We start from the raw sequence: 24,541 nt of genomic DNA on the forward strand, positions 1-24,541 counted from the left end.
GCTTTTTAGCAAGATGCAGCGCTAAAAAATTTACAAGAAACGAGTTAGAAACTCTGTATAAAATGATTTGTGATCTTTCTATAATGAATTCATAAGGAATCGGCCAGCTCTGATGTTAGTACTCGTGAGGACTGGCTATTCTCATCTAAGAGAGGTGTTATCCAATGAGGGAAAACGAGCCCGTTCTAGAAATGTCCGGTATTCATAAACAATTTCCTGGTGTTAAAGCTCTGTCAGACGTTAGCTTCCGGATGTTCCCGGGAGAAGTTCATGCTTTGATGGGAGAGAATGGAGCTGGGAAATCAACGCTTATTAAAGTTCTGACAGGAGTTTATTCCATTGATCAAGGTAGCGTAATGTTGGACCGGAAAGCGGCTAAATTCACCAGCCCCCGGGATGCACAGCAGGCTGGTATCAGTACCGTGTATCAAGAAGTTAATCTATGTCCTAATCTTACCGTGGCTGAAAATATATTCATCGGTAGAGAACCTCGGCGATTCGGCCGTATTCTCTGGAAAGAGATAAATCGGCAGGCCGAGCAGTTGTTGAAAAAGAGAATGAATCTTGAGATTGATGTAACGCAACCTTTGCATACATACTCAGTAGCTGTTCAGCAACTAATCGCGATTGCAAGAGCTGTAAGTATATCAGCCAAAGTCCTCATCTTGGATGAACCAACTTCAAGTCTTGATCGTGGCGAGGTTATGCAGCTATTTACGGTCATGTCCAGGCTGAAAAATGAAGGATTGGCTATCTTATTCGTCACTCATTTCCTCGACCAGGTATACGAAATTTCAGATCGTATAACTATTCTTCGCAACGGGGAATATGTTGGCGAGCATTTGGCTAAAGACCTCCCTCGCATAGAACTAGTATCGAAGATGATAGGCAAGGACATTAGTCTTCTCGATGAACTTCCCAAAAATAATGTGCATTATCTAAAAAATGAAGTCTTCGTGGAAGCCTCGGCCTTAGGCAAAAAAGGATCGATTGAACCAGTTGATCTCTCGATATGCAAGGGTGAAATTGTTGGCCTGGCTGGTCTTCTAGGCTCGGGGAGAACAGAGCTTGCCAGACTGTTTTTCGCTGCAGACCGTGCCGATTCGGGTGAATTAAAGTTTTCCGGTTCCATCGTCGATGTACAATCGACAAGACAAGCGATTGATCAAGGAATTGCTTTTTGTTCAGAGAACCGCAAGACGGAAGGGATTATTGATGATTTAACCATTCGTGAGAATATAATTCTAGCTCTTCAGGCAACTCGCGGTTGGTTTAAAACGATTTCAAGAAAACGGCAAGATGAGATAGCCGAAGAGTATATCCGTGCTTTAAATATCAATCCGCCCAATCCCGAGCATTTAATTAAGCATCTAAGTGGCGGCAATCAACAAAAAGTACTGCTTGCCAGGTGGCTTCTGACTGAACCAAAACTATTCATTCTGGACGAGCCGACGCGGGGGATTGATATTGGCGCAAAAGCAGAAATTCAAAAGCTGGTCCTTTCTCTTGCACATAAAGGCATGTCGGTCCTATTTATCTCGTCGGAGCTTGAAGAGGTGCTTCGAGTTAGCGAACGAATCGTTGTTCTTAGAGACCGTAAGAAAGTGAAGGAGATGTCAGGAGAGGAAATCAGTCAACGAAATGTCATGAAGGCGATAGCGGGAGGTTAAGTCATGATGAAGCATCATTTGTTTTGGCCGATATGTCTGTTAGCTATTTTGTTATTGTTTAATTTGGTGTACTCCCCCAGTTTTTTCGCTATTACAATGAAAGATGGCCATTTATACGGAAGTTTAATTGACATTCTGAATTTCGGTTCCCCTCTCATTCTTGTAGCAATTGGTATGACTTTAGTTATTGCAACAAAGGGTATCGATCTTTCTGTGGGATCTGTTGTAGCCATATCCGGTGCTGTAGCTTGTCTAACGATTAGTAAAAGCGGCGATCAAAACGCATTGGGAACATTATTGTTATCCGTTGGGATCTCCCTTGCATTATCCTTGCTGCTAGGTTTATGGAATGGATTCCTAGTTGCGAAAACAGGTATTCAACCCATTATCGCCACTTTGATTTTAATGGTTGCCGGAAGAGGAATTGCACAGCTAATAACAAGCGGTCAAATTATTACCGTATCGAGCTCGTCTTATAAATATCTTGGTGCCGGTTCTTTAGGGACTCTGCCCTTTTCCATCTTTCTTGTTGCCATTGTTTTTGTGATTTCCGTTTTATTAACACGTAAAACAGCCCTTGGGTTATTTATTGAGTCCGTTGGTTGTAAACCGACGGCAAGTCTTTTGGCAGGTGTTCGCTCTCACACCGTTACGCTGTCTGTATATATTTTTTGCGGATTGTGCGCAGGAATTGCCGGTTTAATTTTGAGTTCAAACGTCTCTAGCGCGGACGGTAATAATGCGGGTTTATGGTATGAACTGGATGCCATTCTGGCCGTTGTCATCGGAGGAACCTCATTAAATGGAGGACGATTTTATCTTAGCGGTACGCTAATTGGAGCATTAATTATTCAGACCCTGACAACAACGATTTATATGATCGGAGTTCCACCCGAAATTACATTAGTCGTCAAATCCATTGTTGTCCTTGCTGTATGTCTCATTCAATCGGAAACCTTCCGCAAAACGATACTTATGAGCTGGAAGGCTCGCAAATATCCGGCAGAACGGGAGGTTAAACGTCATGCTGCTTAATCGTAAATATATTCCTATCTATGTGACCGTTTGTTTATTCGCATTGATGTATATATCAGGCTCGTTCAGATATACAGGTTTCTTCTCCTTGCAGGTTCTATTAAATTTGTTAATCGATAATGCCTTTCTACTCATTACGGCCGTTGGGATGACCTTTGTTATCATCTCAGGAGGTATCGATTTATCGGTAGGATCGGTAATCGCATTAACGACGATAATCTCTGCCTCGCTTTTGCAAGCAGGCTGGCCCCCTGTTATTGTAATCTTATTCGTATTAATAATTGGGACCCTTTTCGGCTGGGGGATGGGAGCGATTATTCATTATTTCAATATCCAGCCGTTTATTGTCACACTCGCTGGGATGTTTCTAGCAAGAGGACTTTGTTACGTGATCAGCATAAACACAATTACAATCGATAATGCACTTTATACCCGTATTGCACAGACCAAAATTCCGCTGCCAGGAGGTAACTTCATTTCGATTAGCGTAATCATCGCACTCATGGTTGTGGCGATTGGATTTTATATGGCACATTATACCCGCTTTGGACGTAATACCTATGCTATCGGCGGTAGTGAACAATCCACTCTATTAATGGGCTTACCTGTTGCGAAAACAAAGATGGGCGTTTACGCTTTCAGTGGTTTATGCTCTGCACTCGCCGGCGTTGTCTTCACGTTCTATATGTTATCTGGTTATGGCTTACATGCCATGGGAATGGAGCTTGATACGATCGCGGCCGTCGTCATTGGCGGAACCCTCTTAACCGGCGGAGTAGGTTATATAGCAGGTACCTTCTTTGGAGTCCTGATTCAAGGGGTCATCCAAACGATAGTTAGTTTCGAAGGTACGCTTAGCTCTTGGTGGACTAAAATTGTAATTGGTTTACTACTCTGCATATTCATCCTTCTCCAGAAGGCATTAAGTGAGCGAAAATGGGCTAATAAGTAAAACAACAAAAGGACTTTGGCGGGTTCCGCCAAAGTCCTTTCTTTCATTAAGTTTCATCCTTAATGCATAAGATGGATGATAGCAATTCATGCTCATCGTTTAATCAACTGCTCACTGGCTTCGCTCCGCTCCATGACCAAGAGGGCGCTATCCATATTCCCACTTTTCTTAAATTCCTTGGTGGTCATCCCGGTTATGCGTTTAAAGAGAGTAGAGAAGTAATGGGAGTCGTTATAACCGACGAGAAATGCAATTTCAAACGATTTGTACGATGTCGTTTTAAAGAGCTCCATCGCTTTACGAATACGATAATGTGTCAAGTACTCAATGAACGTGCGGCCTGTTTCCTGACTGAATACCTTGCTTAAATGACTGGAGCTCACCTTGACATGCTCCGCTGCATCCTGAAGCGAAAAAGTGTCATTGTTGTAATTAGCATGAATGTATTCCTTAACACTCCTGAGCATATCGCCATATCTGTCATTCGTTTGAGAACGCCACGACCAAAACTGATTTGTGAGGCTGGTCAAATAGTGAATCGCATCCTCCGTAGAACGAACCGTCTTGAGAATTTGCTGCAACTGCTGAAGCGTGTCCTCAGGCGCGTCCCAATGCCGGTACATATCCTTAGCCGAACGAAATACCTCCAATGTCAAATCATTAAGAATGTAATAACCAATTGGGGAGGAGGTCCAATCAATACCAGCCAATGCCGAGGCGTATTCCTCCAAGAACGAAGATAATTGTGAAGGAGAGCCTATTTTCAGGAAGTTCACGAACCAGGCACGGTCCAAGAAAACGTATTGTTCCATGGACCCTGAGATCGATTCCCAAAGCGTGACCCGGTTTTGACTGGATAATCGCCTCCAGTGCATATCCTCAACAGCCTCCAAGAAAGAGAGGTGAATATTCATCAGCCGTTCCTGTACGCTGCCAATCCCTACCGCGATCGAAACCGAAGCAGAAGGTATCCGTTCGTTATTCATATTTAGTATTTCCTTGAAAATTTCTAGCTCAAACTGGATTTGTTCTAGCGTCTCACCTTTAATTAGCCAACAAATCTCCGTGCGGCTTCGCTTAAATTGTAACAATTCCTTACGATCAAGAGCTTTTTGAAATTGCCCGATCAGATTATCTTCTATTTGACTCGCTACGCCGGCATCCAATATTGGCTTGTCTTCAACCGTACGCACATCTGAGATTACTACAACATAATAGCGCGCTTGCAAATCAAGCGACAAAGTCGCGCCGAGCTGAATAGCCTCAATCGTTGTAACAAAACCGCTGCACAAATCATTCAGCAGCTTTTCACGCGAAACTTCAATTTTCTCGAGCTCGCTTTGCCTCAATTTGTCAATGCTGGCCTTTATTTCACGTTCTTTATCGATCAACTCGCTTGCATTGCGTAAAAGCTGGACGAGATCTAATGCACGGATCGGCTTCAAACAGTAATCGTGGACCCCCATCCTTAAAGCCGTTCTTGCATAGCCGAAATCCTCATGTCCAGTCAAAATAATAATTATCACTTCCGGATATCGTTCTCGAACGATAGCGCTCAGTTCCAAACCGTTCATAAAGGGCATCATAATATCTGTAATGATGATGTCAGGCCGTAATTGCTCAATTAAAGTCAGCGCCATTTCCCCGTCGGGGGCGTCACCGCAATAAATAAAGCCCTCTTGCTCCCAATGGATGCACTCCCGTATCGTTTCCCTGATCAGAATTTCATCGTCTACTAGCATGACTTTTTTCATTATGGCTCACCTTTTTCCATTGGAATGAGAAGGGTGACTATTGAAGCAACTTCGAAGCAATATCCCGGAATTAAAACGCTTTCAAATCTGTGTAACACTATTTTAACAGTCTATAAACCAAAAGATAATGAACAAACTTTCGATCTTTTGCACTTTTATCGGATTTGATGCTCATAATGGATATTGGCAAAATCGGCATACCCACCACTTTCTCCGGTTGCATAGTTTGCATCGGCAGTCAGCTCCGTAATACGGACATCGCCATTTCCATGAAAAACGAAATACGCGGCGGTGATCTTGACGTGTTATATCTTCATTGTAAAATCCAGAAAAGGAGCGGACAATGTGCATCTCTTTACTTCACTTACCAATCGTTGTCATATTGTAAGCGCAATCATAACCAGGCATCAATCATTACTCCTCAAAGGAAAGGAACGCCAGCTTATAGCCAAAAAGGTTAACCAAAACTTTCCGGTTAACCTTTCGTCTCCTCTCACACCTCAGCACGGTGCTTACCATTTGCCGGCTACACGGTCCTTGACAGCATTGGTGATCGTCCCCTCATATCCTTGCTTGTCCAGCTTGTTTAGTTCATTGATGTATGCATTCCAAATGGATTCGAATTTATCAGGAGATTCAAGAATCATCTTCGATAAATATTTCTTTTGAAGATCGTCGGACCTGGTTGTAAAGATCTGTTCGGGCGATCCTTGAGGAATACTGATCGACCAGGCCGGGAACCACTTGCGCTCTTCGGGCTTGCTGAAATAATCACTGAAGGTTTTGGCACCGTAGGTATCGAGAATTTTCTTGTCACCTTCGGTGTACAATTTGGACACGACCTCCGACTGGTTGCCCGGTGCAAAAGCGTTACCATCCTTCAGAACGGAGTTATAGCCGTAACGAGGCCAGTCATTGCCATAATAGGTGAATCCGAATGTGCGGCTAAGTTCAGGGTCTTCATGGTATTTACTTTGATCATCCTTATAATAATAGCGGCCTTTTTCATCAACACTGTAAGTTTGATCCTTCATTCCCCAAGAAACCAGAATTTGATTTTCTTCCTGCAGCATATTATCGAAATACTTGATGATACGAACGGGATCTTTGGCTTTCACTGTAATACCGATACCGTAGTTGTTTACAAATCCCGGCGGGTCTATGTATTGATCTTTTATTCCTTTATCAAATACGATAGGTAACGGCGCATAGCGCTTCTCGTCAATTCCGGCTGCTTTCAGTTTTTTAGTAGCCTCCGCAACCTGCCAGCCATAGTTAAAATAACCGAGTACGCGACCCGAAGTCAGCTTAGCTAAATATTGGTCTTTGTTCATGGTCAAGGACTCCGGATCGAACAAGCCAATGGCATACATTTCATTTAGCTTCTTCATCCATCTCTTCTGATTGTCGGTACCTGCTACAAGCTTGGCTTCATTTGTCTTCATATCCACAGTTACGCTGCCGTCGTTGGGGTAGCCCGCCAAATGCATAGCTGGATTTTGCAGGGTGAAGAAATTGTTTGTTACACCTGCTGATATCATAAAGCCAATTGTGTCCTTACCGTCAACCTTCGGATTTTTTCCCTTATACTTCTTAATCAAATCAAAATACTCATCTATTGTCGTAATTCTGGGATAACCGAACTCTTTCAGTACAGATCGCTGGATCCAGAATGCACCGCCGCCGATATCGGGTTCTGCCGTGTATCCCTGATTAGCTGTGAATGGAAGCGTATAAATCTTACCATCCTTAGCTTTCATCATATTGAAATAAGGACCGTATACACGCTTAATATTCGGTCCATACTTTTCGATCAAATCATCCAGCGCGATGTACGCCCCTGCATCCATCAGCTTGGCCATTTCACCGCTGGAGCTAATGACATCAGGATAATCTCCACTTGCAATCATGACTCCTGCTTTGGTCGCACTGTCGCCAACAAGATATTGAAGTTTGAAATCAACCCCTGTTTGCTTCTGCAGCTCTTTGCCAATGGTAGTTTCGCTTGCCAATACATCCTTTGTCCCCTGCGCGAACAGATAATACGAGAAAGTTACTGGCGCTTTATTCTCAGTATCCGCTGTTTCAAATGCAACGCCTGAAGCATTGATCGGAGTGCTGCTGCAACCGGTCACTACAGCGGCTAACAAGATGGCGGCCAACCCTGAAGCAAACACTTTCTTTCCAAGCATCCGACTATTCCCCCTTTCGGATTGTATAATACCGTCCCCCGCTGAGCAAAGGCAATACAATTTCAACGCGCGTCCCTTCCCCTTCTACACTGTGGATGTTGAGCGCAAAACGTTCCCGGTAGATAAGTTTCAAACGATAATAGGTGTTTTTAATACCGACCCGTTCACCCATCACATCATCCTGATTAAGAAGGTGGTGGATTTCTTCTACCTTTGCCGGGGACATACCGCATCCATTGTCCTCAATCGTAAATCTTAATTCGTTTGCCACCACACCGATTTGAACACGAATGATCCCTTTATCCGGAGTAGATTCGATTCCATGTATGCTGGCATTCTCTACGAAGGGTAGAAAAATCATATTCGGAACATTACAATTTATTGCATTTTCATCGACCTGAATGTCATACTCTAGCTCTTCATCGAACCTATATTTCTGAATCTCTAAGAAGCTTTTAATAACCTCTAATTCCTCGCCGACCGTAATCCAATCTCGACTCCATGAAATGGATTTACGCAACATTTTGGCCATATTATGGATGATCTCTGATGTTTCATCCTCACCTTTGAGTACACTGCGCATTCGAATGGATTCCAGCGCATTAAACAGGAAATGGGGATTTATCTGACTGTGAAGAGCATGGAGCTGGGCTTGCTGTTGCTTAAGTTCCAGATCCTTCTTCTGAATATCCGCAAGATAAACATCGGTAATAAGATTGTCCATGCGCTCTGTCATCCGGTTGAACTCATTCGTCAACTGGCCGATTTCGTCCTGTCCTTCATCATGGGGAATGATCTGGAAGTTTTGATTTTTAACTTTTTTCATATGTTTGAGAATTCGCACAAGCCGAACGTGCAAAGATCGGGACATGAAGACGATGATGATGGTTGGAACCACGAAATTTATGCACGCTAACAGGAAGACGAAGAAACGTGACTTCCGTACTTCGTTCAGTACGATTTCTCTGTTCATTACTCCGTGCAATGTCCAACCTTCCAAATAATTGATCCCTGTGTATGTCGTATTGAACACTTCAGACTTTGGCGGCAGTGCAATATCCTTAAATTGAAGCATTTGCTGTGCCCAATTGGTATCGGAATCGTTACTGTATTGTACGCGCCCTTGGGGATCTACAAGATACACTTTGCCATCGAAACCGTTGTTCTCGAAATATTGGCTGATATTCTTCATGTTAAGATCAATTTTGAGAATAGGGCTGAACGTATTGTTGTGGAAATTATTTAACCTTTGAAGCAAGCTAAACGAGTGATCCGAGCTAATCAGAATGGGGGAGGAAGCGGGATTAAGCTTGATCTGGCTATACCAATCGGAACTTTTGACTTCATCGGTCAACGGCTCAATATAACCAGCAAGGATGGTAGGGTTATCCGTGTAAACACTATATTTCATAATGCTTATCAGATTTTTGTCGGAATTGGAAAAGGCCTCTTTCAAGTATGAATTATACGCATCAACATACTCAAACGTACTGGCATAGTGTCGGTCAAGATAATCATTAAAAGTCCGGTCCACATAAAAGGAGTAGGACAGGCCGGCCGCCTGATCGGTCACTGTCTTCAGGGAACCCTTGATATTTTCTAAAGCTACGCCAGCATCTCGGATCTTCTGGTTACGGATATTCGTAGATGTGACGTTATAGAATACAACATTCGTCATTACGATGGGAATGAAGACGGACAGCACATACATAAGCAGCAGTTTATTTCGCAGTTTCATATTATTGAGATGTATCTTTCGCATCCATAACGCCACCTATTCTTTGTTAACGAGTTTATTACGATAGTCCAACGGTGAGACTTTTTCCCGCTTTTCGAACTGGGTTACGAAATAATTCGCATTCGGAATGCCCACCCTCGACGCAATTTCATAAATCCGCAGGTCCGTTTGCCGAAGCAGCTTCTTCGCCTCCTCCACACGCAACTCTAGGAGGTAATCGTTGAAGTAAGGTCCATAGGTCTTCCGAAAGAGCTGCCCCAAATAGACGGAATTCATATAAAATTGATTGGCAATACTCTTAAGATTAATATTTTCGTTATAATGAGCGTCGATATATTTCTTAATTTTCTCGATATCTCCCTTATTCTGTTCTTTGCGCAGCTGGGCTATATACTCGGCTGCTTGTGAAGTCATTTGTAAGAAATGCTCCTTTAACCTCTGGAGGCTCCAAGTTTGATGGCCTTCTTCTAGAATTGTAAGCAACCGGCGCTGCTCTTCATCGTCGCCGTGCATCTGCTTTATGACATCAATAACTCTTAAACTGAAAGCAGAAAGAAGACTGACAACGGTATGTAGGGCAAATCGCTGATTTCGAAAAGTCAAAAACATGCCGTCGATGGTTTTTACGAAAGCTTGTTTATTATTTTCCTCCAACTCTACCATCAACTGATGGTATGTACTAGGGGCCAATTCGGTCATGTTAAGAGGCTTGCTTTTCACTTTCCCATATAGAATGACATCCTTGCCATCTTCGGCAAACTTATGTTTAACTGCTTCGTTGGCACCGAAATAAGATTGCCGCAAATGCGCGATGCTATTCACGATGTCGCCTGCAAAGAGGGTTACTTCATGACGGAGCTCTCTGGAAATCTCTGCACGAAGCCCCGCCAAGGCATACGATACCTCATTCCCCCACCGATTCAGTACCTCTGTACTTACTACCATTCCAAACCGGCCCTGCGTATTCTCAAGCACGGGGATCCTGCCTCCTGCCTTGCCAAAGGAAGATAATACTTCTCGGAAAATTTTTAAACTAACTTGCTGTTCACCGAGCGCTACTTGGATCTCGGCCCATGCAAATAAGAATCCTTCAGCATTGGATTCAATTCCTAATCCTTCTATATAACGCACAGCCTCATCCTCTTGAAGATCCTCCTGCAGCAGCAGCTCCAACACAGAACCGAGTGCGTATCTCCCCTCCGTAAGCGCTGTCAATTTCTTTCTGCTAATAGAAACCGCAAGTCTCTGCAGTGTATCCCCCAGTTCCATCACATCTATAGGCTTTAAAATATAATCCTGAACACCGTAACGAATCGCTTGTTGAGCATATTTGAAATCATTATAACCACTAATAATAATAAATTCGGGATCTACGTGTCCTGCCTCTTTCACGCTTCGGATCAAGCCAAGCCCGTCTAATACAGGCATCATAATGTCAGTAATCACCACATCCGGCTCCAAACGGTGAATCATGCCCAAAGCTTCCCCACCGTTTTTCGCCTCTCCAATCAGGGTAAATTTATAATCTTCCCATTTCATCAACTTTTGCAGACCCTTACGAATGAATACCTCATCGTCAACTAACAATACCTTGAACAAGATAATTGCCCCCTTCTACATCTGCCCAGATTGATGAAAATTATTGTATCATAATTAACCTATCCCCAAAAGAATGCTAGGCAGACAAAAAGAAGGAACTTCAAGAGTCCCTTCCATTTGCCATCTCCTTTGTATTCGCCTAAGTACCACTAAGTACCAAACTTAAACGGAACTATTATTCAATGATCTTGGATGCTATATAGGCGATGTCCATAATATCGATCTTATGATCCCCATTCAAATCAGCTCTCTTAGCCGTTTCCCAATCCGCACTGTTAGAATCCTTCCCATAATGATAAGCCGCAATGGCGAGGTCACCTACATCAACATTTCCATCTTTATTAAGGTCAGGAGATTGAATAACCGCTGCCTTGAAGATTTCCACTGCGCTGCCCAATGCTGCAACGGCACTGTCTACTTGAGGCTGTGTCGCACTTGCATTGTCTCTTACCACTTTGGCCGCATCGATCGCAGAGCCGAAGGCATCTTTGGCTGCCTGTGGGTATTGACCTGACTCTGTGCCGACAACTGCAGCATCATACAGGCTCTGTGCGCTTGAAATGGCCGTTGTCAAAGCCGTTTTATCTACAATGACAACCTCACTGCCAATTGATATATTCTTGCTGTCAAGCGCTGCTTGAATGACGGTTCCTTCAGAATCAGCAAGGTCTGCCTTTGCAGCTTCGATCGTGCCGGTCGTATTCTGAACACCGGCTTTTACTTTAAAATATAAATTTAGAGCCGGCGTGCTTGCTCCTGTTACACCTCCAATGTTAGCAGCAATAAGCCTAACTTTGCCGGCAGTTGCTTCCTCCTCTCCAACGATCTCGATGCTACGATTTGCCGCTGCCGCACTTACATAGTCAAATTTATTGGCGTCATAAGTCAATGTAATGTCTTCGGCATAAACACTTTTCCCCAAATTGTTCAAGCTAACTCCCACTGTAAAGCTGCTCCCAGGCATCACACGATTGTCTGCTGAAAGTGCAGCAGTCGGTACTAGATTGCCCGTATGGATATCAGCAACAAAAGTCGTAACACTTTGGGCAGGCAGTTCGGCCGTAAAGGAACCGTTCGTTACTTGAATAGGGGCTCCGGCAGTAAGATTCCTTGTGCTGTCCGTTAACCACGAAGCTACGTTCGTTGCGGTCTCGTTCTGCAAAACAAATTTTTGACTCACGGCTGTATTTCCTTTATTTACTGCAACAATAACCGCTTTATTGTTACCTTTATAGGCAGATGTAAAAATCTGCGGATCGGGATTCTTGGTAGCCTCAACCCTAACGTAGCCTGGGCGAATAAATTTGGAGTAATGCGCCATCATGTATCCGCGCTTACTTATCGTTCCGTCCTCTTTCATGGGACCGTATTGTCTGCGGATATACCACCATACGTAGGTTTGGAAATTCCCTTCTACCATGGCATTATACATATGCTCTGCAACACCTAATGCCTCGGGCCAACGATCCGCTGAGTTATTCTCACTATTTGGATAGTACACTTCCGTCATCCACAGTTCTTTGCCTGTTCCTTTCTGTTCAAAAAGCGGGTAAGGGAAATCCTTATAATTCGTGCCATACGTGTGAGCGCCTAGAATATCCAAATTCGCTAGTGCTTCCGGATCGTTCAAGATAGGGTCTGACATTTGTTTTACGTAAGAAAATGACTCCGGTGCGATAACCCTGTTATGAATCGTACCCGCATTTTCTTTCATAAAACTAAGCATTTCTTCAGGGCTCCACCACGTCCAATCGTGGGCATAATCAGGTTCATTTTGAACAGAGATCGCATACAATTCCACGCCATTGCTCTTCATATAAGTATCGAACTCATTCAGATACTGCGCATATTCGTCGTACATATCATGTTTAAGGCGTTTAGCTGATGGATCCTCAACATATGCCGATAGGTTGATATGATCTACATTCGGTCCGTCTGTCCCGGTAGTTACCAGTTTTATCGTATTGTTCCCGCTAATCATAGGAACCTGAACGGATTTTTCGCCCCAGGTTGACAGGCTTCCGGTTGCTGCAAAGGCTACATCGGTGAGCATTTTCGTCCCATTCACATAAATATCTAGATTGCTTGTTCCTTCCTGTAAAGCATACCGAATCCTTACGTTTTTCGTACCCGTACTGCCAATGCCGATACTCCCCCACTGAATAGCCGCATCAGACGCTGCTTGAAAATTAACATAGCCGGTACCGCTATACCCTGAATTGCTCATTTCCACAACGGAATTGGTCAATGTTGTTCCCGTCTCCGCTTCATATGTGGTGCCGTTGCCTGAACTCATGCCAAGGGTGAATGTCTCAAGCATTTCACTCGGAGGATTCCAAGGCGATGCAAACACTATTGCTCCTCGTTCAATCGCCTTTTTAGCTGTTTCAAGTTCTTTATACCAGTTGTTCTTATTGGGATCTATAAAAATCCTTAAAACAGAAAAACCCAACTGATTATCTCCGTTACCAAAAGCAGTTTCTCTCTGAGCAGGTGTCAAATCCCCGATCCATGCCGGGTGGTTTATCCCCCCGAATCCGCGAATCACTTGCTTTTCTGCCGATAAGTTAACAATTACATCGTTAGCTGCCGAAGCGGCTGATACCTCAGCCGGCGCAGGCACGAAAAACAGCGGCATAGCAGTTACACATGCCAAGAGTATGCTAAATGACTTTCTCAAACGTAAGTTCATTGTTTTCATCTCCTTGAGTAGTTAATAGGCTACTGCTTGCCAATAACGTTTATCATCACATCCTTTCTTCCTTCATACGTTCATGTGAAACAGCTCTTAATAAAAATTTTAATCAAATATAGATAGGAGTTACATGGAATATTTTTTTTAAAAACTTTAAATATTTTGCCTTTCATCTTTTATCCAATAGAAATAAAAAACTCGGTTCCCCCAATGAGTGAGAACCGAGTACGTTAGGCTAAAAAAGAGTTATTTTTTGTAGGTTTGTTGATACGCCTGTCTTCTTTCTTTCATAACAGCTTCGCCTCCCGCATCTTTCCATTCCTTCAGCTGCTGGTCATAGACACTGTCGACTTCGGTAGACTTGGCCGTAATAATCTTTGCCAGCATCTGCTTGATCTTGTCGTTCAGAATCTGTGAATACTTGATTTCCGCTTGAATGGGAATGTCCACGCGCGGGCCTGTATAGCCGTCTCGCGCACCAGACTTAATACTGTCTATCGTGAAGTCTTTAAATTGCGGATCCGTTGCATTGGCTGCCATGTTCTTTTCTGGTGCTTCCGTGCTCACGTATTTACCATTCATAATCATGGCGTAATCTTGATTATTAAAGAGAATCTGATTGGCTTCAGGCGTTGTCAAGGCAAATGGAATGCCGTCGTCACCTATTCTATAAGAAACGCCTTCTTGACCAAACTGCAGGGCGATAAGATTCTTCGGTTCCGCCATCCAATTCAAATATTTGATAACCGAATCGACGTTTTTACTCGCTGCTGGAACCATCAGATAAATACCGCTTGGGGAATACATCGGTTTAGGATACTTGCCATTCGCTGCTTTGAACGGATCGATCGTTGCAAGAACAGCTTCAGGATTGTTTTTCTTAAGGTTTGCATAGTAGCCGCTGTAAATTGGATCGTTTGTATTCGGTGTGGCAGACCCTGCAAGACCGTTGACGACTTGCTTGTTGAAGGTCTGACTGAAGTCTGCCGCTAGCGGGAAGTCTTTATCAAGCAGGCCTTCATTGTATAGTTTATTTAAGAATTTGAATGCTTCCTTGTTGCCAGGCAGCGTCCAACCGTCCGGATCAGCAAACAGATCTTCTTCAGTGATCTTACTCCAATCCCAGAAGGAATTGGTTAACGGCTTGATATGGAACATATCGATCAACGTAAAAGGAATGACTTTTCCGCCAGTATTGCCCGGATCCTTCTCCTTGAACGCTTTCAATGTTTGATACCATTCATCCGTCGTCGTCGGCAAAGGCAGGTTCAATTTATCCAACCAATCTTTACGGATGATACTTGTCGTTTGCGATTGGATGACCCGTAGCGCTGGAATGGTATATTGCTTACCGTTAAAAACGCCGTCCTTCAGTGTTGGAGCAAGTACTTTCTTCAACTGAGGTCCGTATTTCTCAATCGCCGGCCCAAGATCCGCAATTCCGCCGCTTTGCACGTAACTTTGAACAGTAGGCTTGTCGTACGTAAAGACGAGATCTGGCGCAGTTCCGGACGCCATCAATACATTCAACTTCTTGACTTCCTCGGAGCGCGGGATTGTGACAAACTTAACTGTGATATTATTCGGATCTCCGAAGTTTTTCTGAACGTACTGTGTCATGAAATTGTCTGTGATTGGCGGAGCGCCTGCCGGCGCATTACTTCGATCAAACAGCTCAACCGTTAAAGTGATCGGCGGACCCTTCGGGGTCTCGCTCGCACCTGCCGAACTTCCCGGCGCGGCTGAGTGACTTGGGCTGTTTTGTGAGCTGCTGCAGCCTGCAAGCGCAATAGCAGTCGTCGCTACAACGGCCATAGCCACGTTAATCGTTTTGCGTAATTTTACTCGCATGGTTAATCCTCCCTTTAATCTATTGAATATATAGTGAATTCAACCGTTTAAAGCGGTTGAAGACAGCTATCAGCCTTTAACTGCACCTACGAGCATGCCAGAGATAAAATAACGTTGGAGCCAAGGGTATACGAGTAGAATTGGGACAGTTGCGAACATGATGCTTGCCGCCTGCAAGCTCTCCGGCACCGGAGCAGAGCCCCCAAAGCCTTCCTGGGCAGTAGCGTCGTTCACCTGACTGTTGATTACGATCTCATAAAGCTTCTGTTGAATCGGGTATAGCCGTGAATCGTTAATATAGAACAGCGCATCCTGAAACATGTTCCATCGATCGACCGCGGAATACAGAGCCAATGTCGCCAAAATCGGTAATGACAGCGGCAGCACGATTCGCATTAAGTAACGGAAATGACCGCATCCGTCCATCCAAGCCGAGTCTTCCAGTTCACCGGGTAGCTGCGTGAACGATGTTTTCAGGATAATCAACAGGAAGGCGTTGATGAGCAGCGGCAATACCAGCGACCATACGCTATTCAACATATGAAGCTCTTTAATCAACAAGTAGTTTGGAATAATCCCCGGATTAAAGAACATGGTGATGATGATCAGAGCGAACAACATGTTCTTCCCCTTAAAATTGCGCCGGCTTAGCGGATACGCAGCCAGGATCGTGGCGATCAAGCTAACCATTGTGTAACCGACAACAAGCCAGATGGTAAACAACAGCGAGCGAATCATGCTCAGGTCACCAAATACGTTCTTATAGGGTTCGAAGTTTAAGTCTATCGGCCATAAAGTCACTTCGCCGGACATGATTGCCCGGTTACCACTGAGTGATAACGAGAAAATATGGATCATGGGCACCACGCAAAACAAACAGAAGATGCCCAGCAGAAGGATAATAACCGTATTGCCTATTTTCTCAGCCGGATTCTGAATCATACATGTACCCCCATTAAAAAATACCCTGATTATTGATTTTTCTCGAAATGAACTCTGCCGACAGAAGAAGTATTAATCCCACTACGGATTGGAACAAACCGACAGCAGTTGCAAGTGCGAATCTTGCCGACTGAATTCCTACAGAATATACATAAGTGCTAATTACCTGAGCGTAATCCATCACATAGGAGTTCTTCAGAACATAGGGCTGCTCGAAGCTGATATTGGCCATATTCCCGATCTGAAGAATGAACAGGACGACGATGGTCGGCTTAATGCCTGGTAAAGTAATATGCCAAATCTTGCGCATCCGGGCTGCACCATCCACTTCTGCCGCTTCATACAACTCCTTATTTATTCCCGTAAGTGCTGCCAAATACAGAATCGTTCCCCATCCGGCATTGCGCCAGACCCCTGTTCCAACATAAGTTGCAATCCATAATGCCGGTTTTTCCAAGAATGGAATGGGGGAAGCGCCGATCGCCATCAGCATATGATTAATTGAACCATTATTGGTTGAGAGCAGCTCGATAGCCATCCCCCCTACGATGACCCACGAAATGAAATGGGGCAAATACATCAATGTCTGGCTAAGCTTCTTATACCATTGCACCCGAAGTTCATTCAGAAGAAGTGCTAATAGAATGGGAACCGGAAAGGTCAGCAATCCGAGCACGTTCAACATCAAAGTGTTGCGAAGCGCCTTATAAAATTCGGGCATGGCGAAGATTTCCTTAAAGACTGCGAACCCTACCCATGGACTGGCCCAAACCCCTTTAAAAATGTTGTACTCTTTGAAAGCAACGGCCACGCCGGCCATCGGGATATACCTAAAAATGATGAAAAATGCCATGGGTACGACCATCATTGCGTAAAGTGGCCATTGTCTTTTCAAGTAGGCGATGCCACCTCCTTTGACAGCAAGAATGGAGGTAGTAGTGCTGGTTTCTGTTTTCATTACATCGTTCCTCTCCATTTGGTGTACTCACCTCTTTGTGTTTTTTAACTATTGCTGCTTGCATCAGATGCCTCAGATCAAACGAATCCTAAGCGCCCGAAGAGTTTTTTATATTTGAATTGTAATTTTAAGCGCTTTCAATATCCATGGACAAACTTTTTACCTTTTGTATTAATTATGGATAACATTTTAATTTAAGCGGACGGATCTCAACAGCATGAAAAAGAACCTCAGAGAAGTCCGAGGTTCTTGTCATTTCAGGCCTACTATCTGCGATAAGCCTTTTTTTCTACTTGTTTACGACTTCAAATTCCTGCCGCTCAGATCTGCTATTTTCTATTAGTATTCTAGAGGGGGGAAAACCTTTTATTTTTTTAAATAGCTTGCTGAAATAATAAATGTCTTCAAAACCGCATTTATAAGCAGCCTCCTGAACGGTAAATTCACCGCTTAGAAGAATATTCTCAGCATTGTTAATTTTCATTCTGTTGATATATTCTTTAACGGATACCCCCATGTATTTCTTAAATAGCGTTCCAAAATATGCAGTGGTTAAACCGGTAATAGCTGCTAGCTCTTCAACCTCAATTTGATTCTGCAAGTTGCTAAATATATATCTAATGGCCTTCTGAATCCGTTTGTCTATATTCACATTGTTACCTTTATAATAAAGAGACTTGAAATAATAATGGAGAATTAGGAGAAGCAATGCACGCGCTTTCATTTCATGCCCTTTATTTTTCTTTAACCATTCAAATGTCAATTCATTGTATAAGGAAAGCAGTTCCTCTGGCTCACCGATATGCGAAATTAAAGGAAACGGCAATTGAACGTCTTTGCCTTTCAGATCATAGAGATGAATGTTTAGAGCATAACTGGTCATCAAATTCGTGGGGTCAGTGGTGGCACTTCGACGGCTGCCTTTAGGAATACATATGAGATCACCTTGATTAACTTCATGCACGGTGCCATTAATGGAGTAGTAAGCTCTTCCCTTGAAAATATAGGTTAAGTCGATAAAATCAGTTGTGGCATCCTCAATAATCCAAGTGGGTGTGGAGTGTCTATTGATGAATAATTCAATCTGAGGATTAATTTCGATATATTCCATAGAAATTATCCTTTCCAATATAAAATTATACAGCTAATCCAATACCTACTCTAGAGAATTTAATTATATTATGGGATTTTTTTGGATTCAAGAAAGTTTACTTCATAAAGTATAGAACATACTACAAAAAGTAAAGAACATGCTCTTTGCGAATTTATACTAGCTTCTATTCTTCTTTCCGACGAATGCTCGGGCGAAAAAAAACAGCCCTTAGGCGCTCCTAGTGAGCACCCGAGGGCTGATTCATTATTTTTCTTATCTTTAGTTATTTAAGATAAGTCTTGCGATGTACGCTAGATCGGCAATATCAATCTGACCACTATTATTTATATCGTAACGCTTATAAAGGTTCCAGTCAGATGAATCCGATTTTTTATTGTAATACTTAGCCAAAATGCCCAAATCACCAATTGTAGCTTGAGTTTGAATAGAATTATGAAAGGTTTGCAGCGCACTGTTTAGCTGCAATACCGCTTGGTCTACCTGCTCTTGCGTAGCTGAGGCATTCGCTGCCGTCGCTTGTGCATCGCTGACAGCCGCTTGCAATGAAGCTTTAGAACCGACTGCATATTGTCCCCATAGAGTGCCCTCCATCGCATTACTCAGAGTTGCGGATGCCGATTGGATAGCATTATTCAATGCAGTTTTATTAACTTCGTTTACACTGCTAATAACGACACTATACGTAGAACCACTGCTCACTGAAGTGACCGTTCCGCTATCATCGGAAACCTTCACATCTGACAAGGATACGGTACTTGTTGCAGTGCCGCTCGAAGCAAGCACCTTAAACAGTAACTGAAGAAGATCGCCGCTTCCGCTTACCGCGTTCTCCTCACCTTGAGAGTAGGCTAGAATACGCACTTTGCCCGGTGCTACTTCGTGCTTGTCAATGACAACAAAACCTGGCTTCAAGGATTGAACACTTTGCAGTTCAAGCTGCGAGGCATTAAAGTTTACAGTGATATCCTGAGCATATAGATCAGTTGATACATTGGCCAAACCGTAGTTTACTTGAAAGGATTGGCCTGGAGCAACACTTCCTGGGCCTGTTAATGTCGCCGTAGCTGCGGTTGACGGAGCTGTGGTAACTGATTTGGAAGGTCCGTTTGTGCTCCAATTTCCGGCATGATCCCCTGCCTCAACCTTGAATGTATAGGTCGTTTTTGGCGTTAATCCAGTAATAGCGTGACTATATACATTTCCAGCTACAGTAATAGGCGTTTCATCGATACCATTGAATATTCGGTAGCCGGCTACCCCATTAGCGTCCTCAGCCGCGGGCCACTTTAATGTCAATCCCGTGCTTGTTACACTACTTTCTTCAAGTACGCTTCCTTGGGTCCATGTAGGTGGCGTTGTGTCTTCTGTGCCTCCTACAACAGCAAACGAATTGACACTTACGCTTGAAGCTCCTTTGGAAATAATCAACGTATATTGACCATTCTCATAGAGAATTGTGCAGGTAACTCCAAGGGCGCTCAGATTAGCGTCGTTATCGAGTATCGTTTGTGCTTTTGCTTTCAGTGTTTCTTCATTATCACCGGTTGCATTCGGAACAGCCAGCCGGGTACCAATCAATGCCGCTGCTTGCTCCACAGCTTGTTGATCGGGGTCAAGCTCTCCGGCCTCCGCTAAAGTTTTCACCAAGGAGACATTTGAAAATTTCACGTTCAAATCTGTTGTCGCACTAAAGTTAGTCCCATATAATTCCAATTTCGCTTCATCAAAAAAAGCTGGAGTAAATGTTGTTGTATTCCCCATAGCAAGCCAGCTTGAGCCGCCATTCGTCGAGAAATAACCCTGTACAATATTGCCTTCCTTCACTATACGAAGATCATAAACAGTACCTGTTAAGTTCGTTTGGTTCGTATTACCCGAGTACGTGCTGGTACCGGTTTTACCTGAGTAATTCACCTTAATATTAGGAGCGACTTTTCTTGCATTGATTCTATAAAACTCACCTGTTGAAGGGCGATTAATGCCAAGCCCTACTTGTGAAAGCTCATCTATAGTGGAATCATTCAGTGCTTTATTCACGGTAAGTCTCGCTGTGAGCGTCCAGTTGCCACTCGCCGAGCCCGGGAATTGCAGCACATTCCGACTATTCGGATAATCGGCATCCGCTTTCGTGGTAGCAATCGTTACCTCTCCTGCCGTACCATACGTGATAGCAGTTTGAGGATCCGCCGGATTAGCTACCTGCCACCCGGTCGGAAGACCGTTCGCGAAGCTGATGACATCATTTGTACTGAAAGCAATCTTATATGTTTTAATATTTTGACCTTTAATAAACCGGACAACAGCCGTTCCTTGAGCACTTTCCGCTTGCGAGATACTTACGATTTCATTTTTATCACTCGATGAAGCGGTTACAACCGGTATGGAATTTCCAGATACCGTGTACGTATAATCCGACTTATTTGCATCAAAATTCGAAGGCTGAACTCCGTTAATAAAAAGGCTATAGCTTGACGTTACTTCGGGTGTAAGCGATAGCTGGTCTGCATAGAGAATATTGGAATCCTTTGCGTACACAGCCAGAACCACTTTGGCCGTCCCCTCTGGTTCGTTATAAGTAAACGGTTGGTTCGGTGTTTCGTGCCAATCAGCCACTTTCACATTAACAGGCTGGAATGAGCTTAAACCGACCGGTCCACCCTCTAGAATGCGCCCGATAAACTTACCGTTGCTCCAATAAGCAGCGTCTCCGGCTTCACGAGCTGAGTACGGTTCAGGCATGTCTCGGTTATTAATAGGCGTCATACCCAGTTGCTTCCCGGCGCTGTCGTAATACACCAATGCGGCTTCCACATCCCCCGGATTTTCAGCGGCAATATCATAGCTCTCCGGACGACTCTTCATGGAGAGGAAGTAACCTTTGAAGTTGTATTTGTCACCCTTAGTCAGCTTGCCCGTGACATCCTGCCACATTCCGTCGTATTGATCCGGGGCGTCAATACGATTTACAACTTTCCCGGAGCCGGCAACCTTTGATGTGGAATTGTTTTTGAGATAACGGGATATACCCGAGTAGCTTTGGATGGTATCCGCAGTTAACACAGGCCCTGAAACGGTCTGTTCAAACGACCCTTTCGTATAACGACCTGCTGACCAATTGTTTGTATTAGAGGCTGTTGCAGTATCAAAATCACCATTTTGTAAAATGTTTCCTGGAATAGACACCGTCGAGTTATTTGCAGCGGCACTCCAATCGGAGTCATTAGCTCCGAATAAGAAGCGGTCAACGGTGACCGTACCGTTAGATACGATATAAAGATCCTTATGACCATACGCGCTAAGGTCGCCTGTATCAACCATGTCCTGATATTTGCCGTATTTATCATTAGCAGGAACGAGAATTTCAGCTACCTGCGTACCTTTGGATACAATATCGGCGGTGCTGCTCACAGCTGTTCCAACCGGCAGAACGTAGGCTTGAAGCTTGCCGCCTTTTGCCGACTTGGTTTGCGCTGTAAGGTATAACAAGTGTCTACGAACCACCCCGCCGTTAGCGGAGCCATCCGCAAAGTTCATGTTTTTGTAGGAAAGGTATTTTTCCTCGCTCAAGGTGACGGCCTCATTATCACGTCCCGCGTTTCCGGCAGTGTCTCCATTCACGCCGTTGTCATTTCCCTCCGCCTCAAGCGAGGAGAAAATATCACGCTCACGATCAAGACCGTTGTACGTGGCATAGGTCCCTTGGGACGGTACAATCGTAACGATGCTAGCCGACGGGATGTCGATAACGAATTTGCCGTTACTCACTGGAATCGTGGCTAACTTCTTTTGATTCTCACTGCCTGAGGTACGGAAGACGGTTACACTCGTCGTACCCGCCGGGAAGTCCTTCATTGTAAACTCCAAGGGCTGAACGCTGTCATCATTTTTGGCGTTAGAAACCGTGAGTGCAAAATCATTCGTGTTCGGATTCTTGAAGCCGACAACATTAATATCTTCAGCGGGCGTTCGTGTTACATCGAAACGTACATCGCCGGGATTCATAAAACGTGAAAAATGACCATAACCGTAAAAACGCTTGAATGCTCGGTATTCGCCTGTCAACGTGCTAATTCTTCCGGGCTCCTGCTGAGAGTTCGTTGTTACGAAACGTATCAAGTCAGAGCCGTCTGCACCGTTGCTATCCCACATACTCCACCAAACGAATCCGTTAAAGCCTGGATTGCTAGTGAACATATTGGTCAGCAGGTTGGACCAACGCACGGCATCATTAATGTTCTGATTACCGTACCGCTGCGTATACGCACCTGCAGATCCGTCCGCGGTGTCCTGATTCATAAACTCTGCCTGCCAGAGCTTATATTTATTCAAGTATTCGGGATACTTGGACCCATCCTTGGTATAATCTAAAGGATTTTTGGAAAAGTCACCTGTATGGTACAGCTTTGTTTCATCCGTACCGATGCCTACAGTTCCATATAAATGTGTCGTAAACACATCGAGGTATGGATTTTTATCTAAGGCATTATCCGGATCTGTATCTTGGAAGACCAAACCGCCTCTGCTTAAGGACGCACTAAGATTAGTACCATCGACGGCAGCAAGTTGAGGTATAAAATCAATAATCTTACCGTCTGGATTCTTAATATCATACAAGGCTCCGCCTGGTTGCATGGACTTTTTCAAAGTAGGTCCAATATAGCCGTTTATCAGCTCCCGAACATAGTCAGCAGTTCCGCCGGCAAGATCAACTTCATTGAAGGGATTGATATGCGTTATCGGAATTCCCCACTGCTCCCACATGCCTCGAATATAATTGACGAGATAATCGGCATAGGCCTGGTAGTAAATCTTTACGACTTTGCCATCAATGGTTGCCGTGTCGCCTCGGACGATCTTGCTAGGAGAGTTGGTTGAAGAATTGCTCATCCAATAAGGAACCGTCCATGTACAAGCGTAGAACTGCTTGACACCATACTGCATCGCCTGACGCATTGTCCATACCTGATCGAAATCGAACAGCTCTTTTCGGGTACGCGGACCGTTCTTCATAACTACAGGCTCTTGATCAGAAGCGCTCAGGAGGTTGGTGGGTCCTCCATCGTCATTTGCAATCGGCTGATTCCAGGACGGATAATCCCATACGAAGCCCTCAACCGGCACCAACGTACCCGGGGCGTGCTCCGGCTCGTTAGGCCAAATACTATCTGTATTACCGTCGGCATAACGGTTCTCAGCTTCAATTTTGTATCCGTACTGGCCAGCTGTTCCTCTCATAGGAATAGGATTCCCCTCAACGTCGAAGCCCGGTTTGTCTGCCAGCAACCCTGTTACAGGATTGAAGCCTGGACTTGCTGCAGTAGCGCCTGAGGCGGTTAAGCCGCCGTTATCCCCAATAATCACACGTACAATATCGTGTCCTGTTCCATTTTTCTCGCTAAATGTAAGATTTAGCAAATGTCTCACGGTATCCTGATGCCCAGCAGCAGCAAGCTGCAGCATATGGATGGAATCCGTGTATGCATAAGCCGCGCCTACACCATCCATCGTTTGATATGTCGAGTACCAATTGGCTGTTACAGGAGCGGCATTCACGGCTCCTTGAATTTCCTGAACCTGGATGGAATAGGCCACAGGGGCAATGCTTGAAAGCATCAATGCGCCCATCAACTTAACCGCAAGTGTCTTTCGCCAAATAAAACTACTCATGCACGTATTCCTCCTTAACTTTCTTCTTGTTGAGAAATTAAAGCAGTCATTCTCAATCTACATTATTTGAATGGCATAGCTTGAACGCAAAGATTGAATACGCTTACAACATATGTGTTTATTCATTCTTTCATAAAACTTTAGTTTGGAGTATGAATCAGAGAACACCTGTCATACTTAGTTGGCTATGAAGTTGAAGTAGGATCTTGAGGCAACCGTTGATACTCGAGGTAAGATTTGATAGCGGTTACAATCGATAGCACATTTATTTATAAGTAGATCATCGTTCATCTCCTCTATAAAATGTTCCTTCACTTTATCATTTTATCTTTGAAATTTCTCAAACTAAATGGTTAAAGTATTTGTCGTTTGTA

The 24,541-nt window shown here is 44.1% G+C and carries 13 protein-coding genes; 3 read left to right on the top strand and 10 right to left on the bottom strand.

The window, feature by feature from the left end; all coding sequences use genetic code 11:
* The first annotated feature begins 164 nt into the window (after positions 1-164).
* The 3 genes from PUT07_RS00210 to yjfF are packed head-to-tail and all read left to right on the top strand — an operon-like array spanning position 165 to position 3,657.
* Positions 165-1,670 carry a sugar ABC transporter ATP-binding protein gene (locus PUT07_RS00210; RefSeq protein ID WP_274465705.1) on the top strand — a complete coding sequence of 502 codons (1,506 nt, stop codon included), beginning with the start codon at positions 165-167 and terminating at the stop codon, positions 1,668-1,670.
* Positions 1,671-1,673: 3 nt separating this feature from the next.
* Positions 1,674-2,705 carry an ABC transporter permease gene (locus PUT07_RS00215; RefSeq protein WP_274465706.1) on the top strand — a complete coding sequence of 344 codons (1,032 nt, stop codon included), beginning with the start codon at positions 1,674-1,676 and terminating at the stop codon, positions 2,703-2,705.
* Entirely contained in the window at positions 2,695-3,657 is a 963-nt protein-coding gene (gene yjfF / locus PUT07_RS00220) for a galactofuranose ABC transporter, permease protein YjfF (protein WP_274465707.1), read from the top strand. The genes PUT07_RS00215 and yjfF overlap by 11 nt, the downstream gene beginning before the upstream one ends.
* A gap of 92 nt (positions 3,658-3,749) precedes the next feature.
* Here the strand turns inward: yjfF and PUT07_RS00225 are convergent, their stop codons facing one another.
* From PUT07_RS00225 to PUT07_RS00270, 10 genes are all read right to left on the bottom strand, one after another.
* A complete protein-coding gene (locus tag PUT07_RS00225; protein ID WP_338000731.1) occupies positions 3,750-5,411 on the bottom strand; it encodes a response regulator transcription factor in 1,662 nt (553 codons plus the stop codon).
* A gap of 512 nt (positions 5,412-5,923) precedes the next feature.
* Positions 5,924-7,603 carry an extracellular solute-binding protein gene (locus PUT07_RS00230; protein WP_274465708.1) on the bottom strand — a complete coding sequence of 560 codons (1,680 nt, stop codon included), beginning with the start codon at positions 7,601-7,603 and terminating at the stop codon, positions 5,924-5,926.
* Positions 7,604-7,607: 4 nt separating this feature from the next.
* Positions 7,608-9,365 (bottom strand): sensor histidine kinase, encoded by a 1,758-nt coding sequence (locus tag PUT07_RS00235; RefSeq protein WP_274465709.1) that lies wholly within the window; start codon positions 9,363-9,365, stop codon positions 7,608-7,610.
* A 12-nt stretch (positions 9,366-9,377) separates the two neighbouring features.
* A complete protein-coding gene (locus PUT07_RS00240) occupies positions 9,378-10,940 on the bottom strand; it encodes a response regulator (protein ID WP_274465710.1) in 1,563 nt (520 codons plus the stop codon).
* A gap of 175 nt (positions 10,941-11,115) precedes the next feature.
* Complete coding sequence (locus PUT07_RS35520) at positions 11,116-13,632, bottom strand: carbohydrate-binding protein (protein WP_274465711.1); 2,517 nt, start codon at positions 13,630-13,632, stop codon at positions 11,116-11,118.
* A 249-nt stretch (positions 13,633-13,881) separates the two neighbouring features.
* Positions 13,882-15,486, bottom strand: coding sequence for an extracellular solute-binding protein (locus tag PUT07_RS00250; protein WP_274465712.1), 1,605 nt, complete (start codon positions 15,484-15,486; stop codon positions 13,882-13,884).
* 69 nt (positions 15,487-15,555) lie between these two features.
* Positions 15,556-16,428 (bottom strand): carbohydrate ABC transporter permease, encoded by an 873-nt coding sequence (locus tag PUT07_RS00255; RefSeq protein WP_274465713.1) that lies wholly within the window; start codon positions 16,426-16,428, stop codon positions 15,556-15,558.
* Positions 16,429-16,441: 13 nt separating this feature from the next.
* Positions 16,442-17,296 carry an ABC transporter permease gene (locus tag PUT07_RS00260; RefSeq protein WP_379239626.1) on the bottom strand — a complete coding sequence of 285 codons (855 nt, stop codon included), beginning with the start codon at positions 17,294-17,296 and terminating at the stop codon, positions 16,442-16,444.
* Positions 17,297-17,675: 379 nt separating this feature from the next.
* Positions 17,676-18,497 carry an AraC family transcriptional regulator gene (locus tag PUT07_RS00265; protein ID WP_274465715.1) on the bottom strand — a complete coding sequence of 274 codons (822 nt, stop codon included), beginning with the start codon at positions 18,495-18,497 and terminating at the stop codon, positions 17,676-17,678.
* Between the two features lie 261 nt (positions 18,498-18,758).
* Positions 18,759-24,167 (bottom strand): cohesin domain-containing protein, encoded by a 5,409-nt coding sequence (locus PUT07_RS00270; RefSeq protein ID WP_274465716.1) that lies wholly within the window; start codon positions 24,165-24,167, stop codon positions 18,759-18,761.
* Between the last annotated feature and the right edge of the window lie 374 nt (positions 24,168-24,541).

Origin of the sequence: Paenibacillus sp. MAHUQ-63 (assembly GCF_028765165.1) — a bacterium.
Taxonomy (GTDB): domain Bacteria; phylum Bacillota; class Bacilli; order Paenibacillales; family NBRC-103111; genus Paenibacillus_E.

Coding starts and splice junctions, on each gene's coding strand:
- PUT07_RS00210 (WP_274465705.1), top strand. CDS start 165: ATGAGGGAAAACGAGCCCGTTCTAGAAATGTCCGGTATTCATAAACAA.
- PUT07_RS00215 (WP_274465706.1), top strand. CDS start 1,674: ATGATGAAGCATCATTTGTTTTGGCCGATATGTCTGTTAGCTATTTTG.
- yjfF (WP_274465707.1), top strand. CDS start 2,695: ATGCTGCTTAATCGTAAATATATTCCTATCTATGTGACCGTTTGTTTA.
- PUT07_RS00225 (WP_338000731.1), bottom strand. CDS start 5,411: ATGAAAAAAGTCATGCTAGTAGACGATGAAATTCTGATCAGGGAAACG.
- PUT07_RS00230 (WP_274465708.1), bottom strand. CDS start 7,603: ATGCTTGGAAAGAAAGTGTTTGCTTCAGGGTTGGCCGCCATCTTGTTA.
- PUT07_RS00235 (WP_274465709.1), bottom strand. CDS start 9,365: ATGCGAAAGATACATCTCAATAATATGAAACTGCGAAATAAACTGCTG.
- PUT07_RS35520 (WP_274465711.1), bottom strand. CDS start 13,632: ATGAACTTACGTTTGAGAAAGTCATTTAGCATACTCTTGGCATGTGTA.
- PUT07_RS00250 (WP_274465712.1), bottom strand. CDS start 15,486: ATGCGAGTAAAATTACGCAAAACGATTAACGTGGCTATGGCCGTTGTA.
- PUT07_RS00255 (WP_274465713.1), bottom strand. CDS start 16,428: ATGATTCAGAATCCGGCTGAGAAAATAGGCAATACGGTTATTATCCTT.
- PUT07_RS00260 (WP_379239626.1), bottom strand. CDS start 17,296: ATGATGGTCGTACCCATGGCATTTTTCATCATTTTTAGGTATATCCCG.
- PUT07_RS00265 (WP_274465715.1), bottom strand. CDS start 18,497: ATGGAATATATCGAAATTAATCCTCAGATTGAATTATTCATCAATAGA.
- PUT07_RS00270 (WP_274465716.1), bottom strand. CDS start 24,167: ATGAGTAGTTTTATTTGGCGAAAGACACTTGCGGTTAAGTTGATGGGC.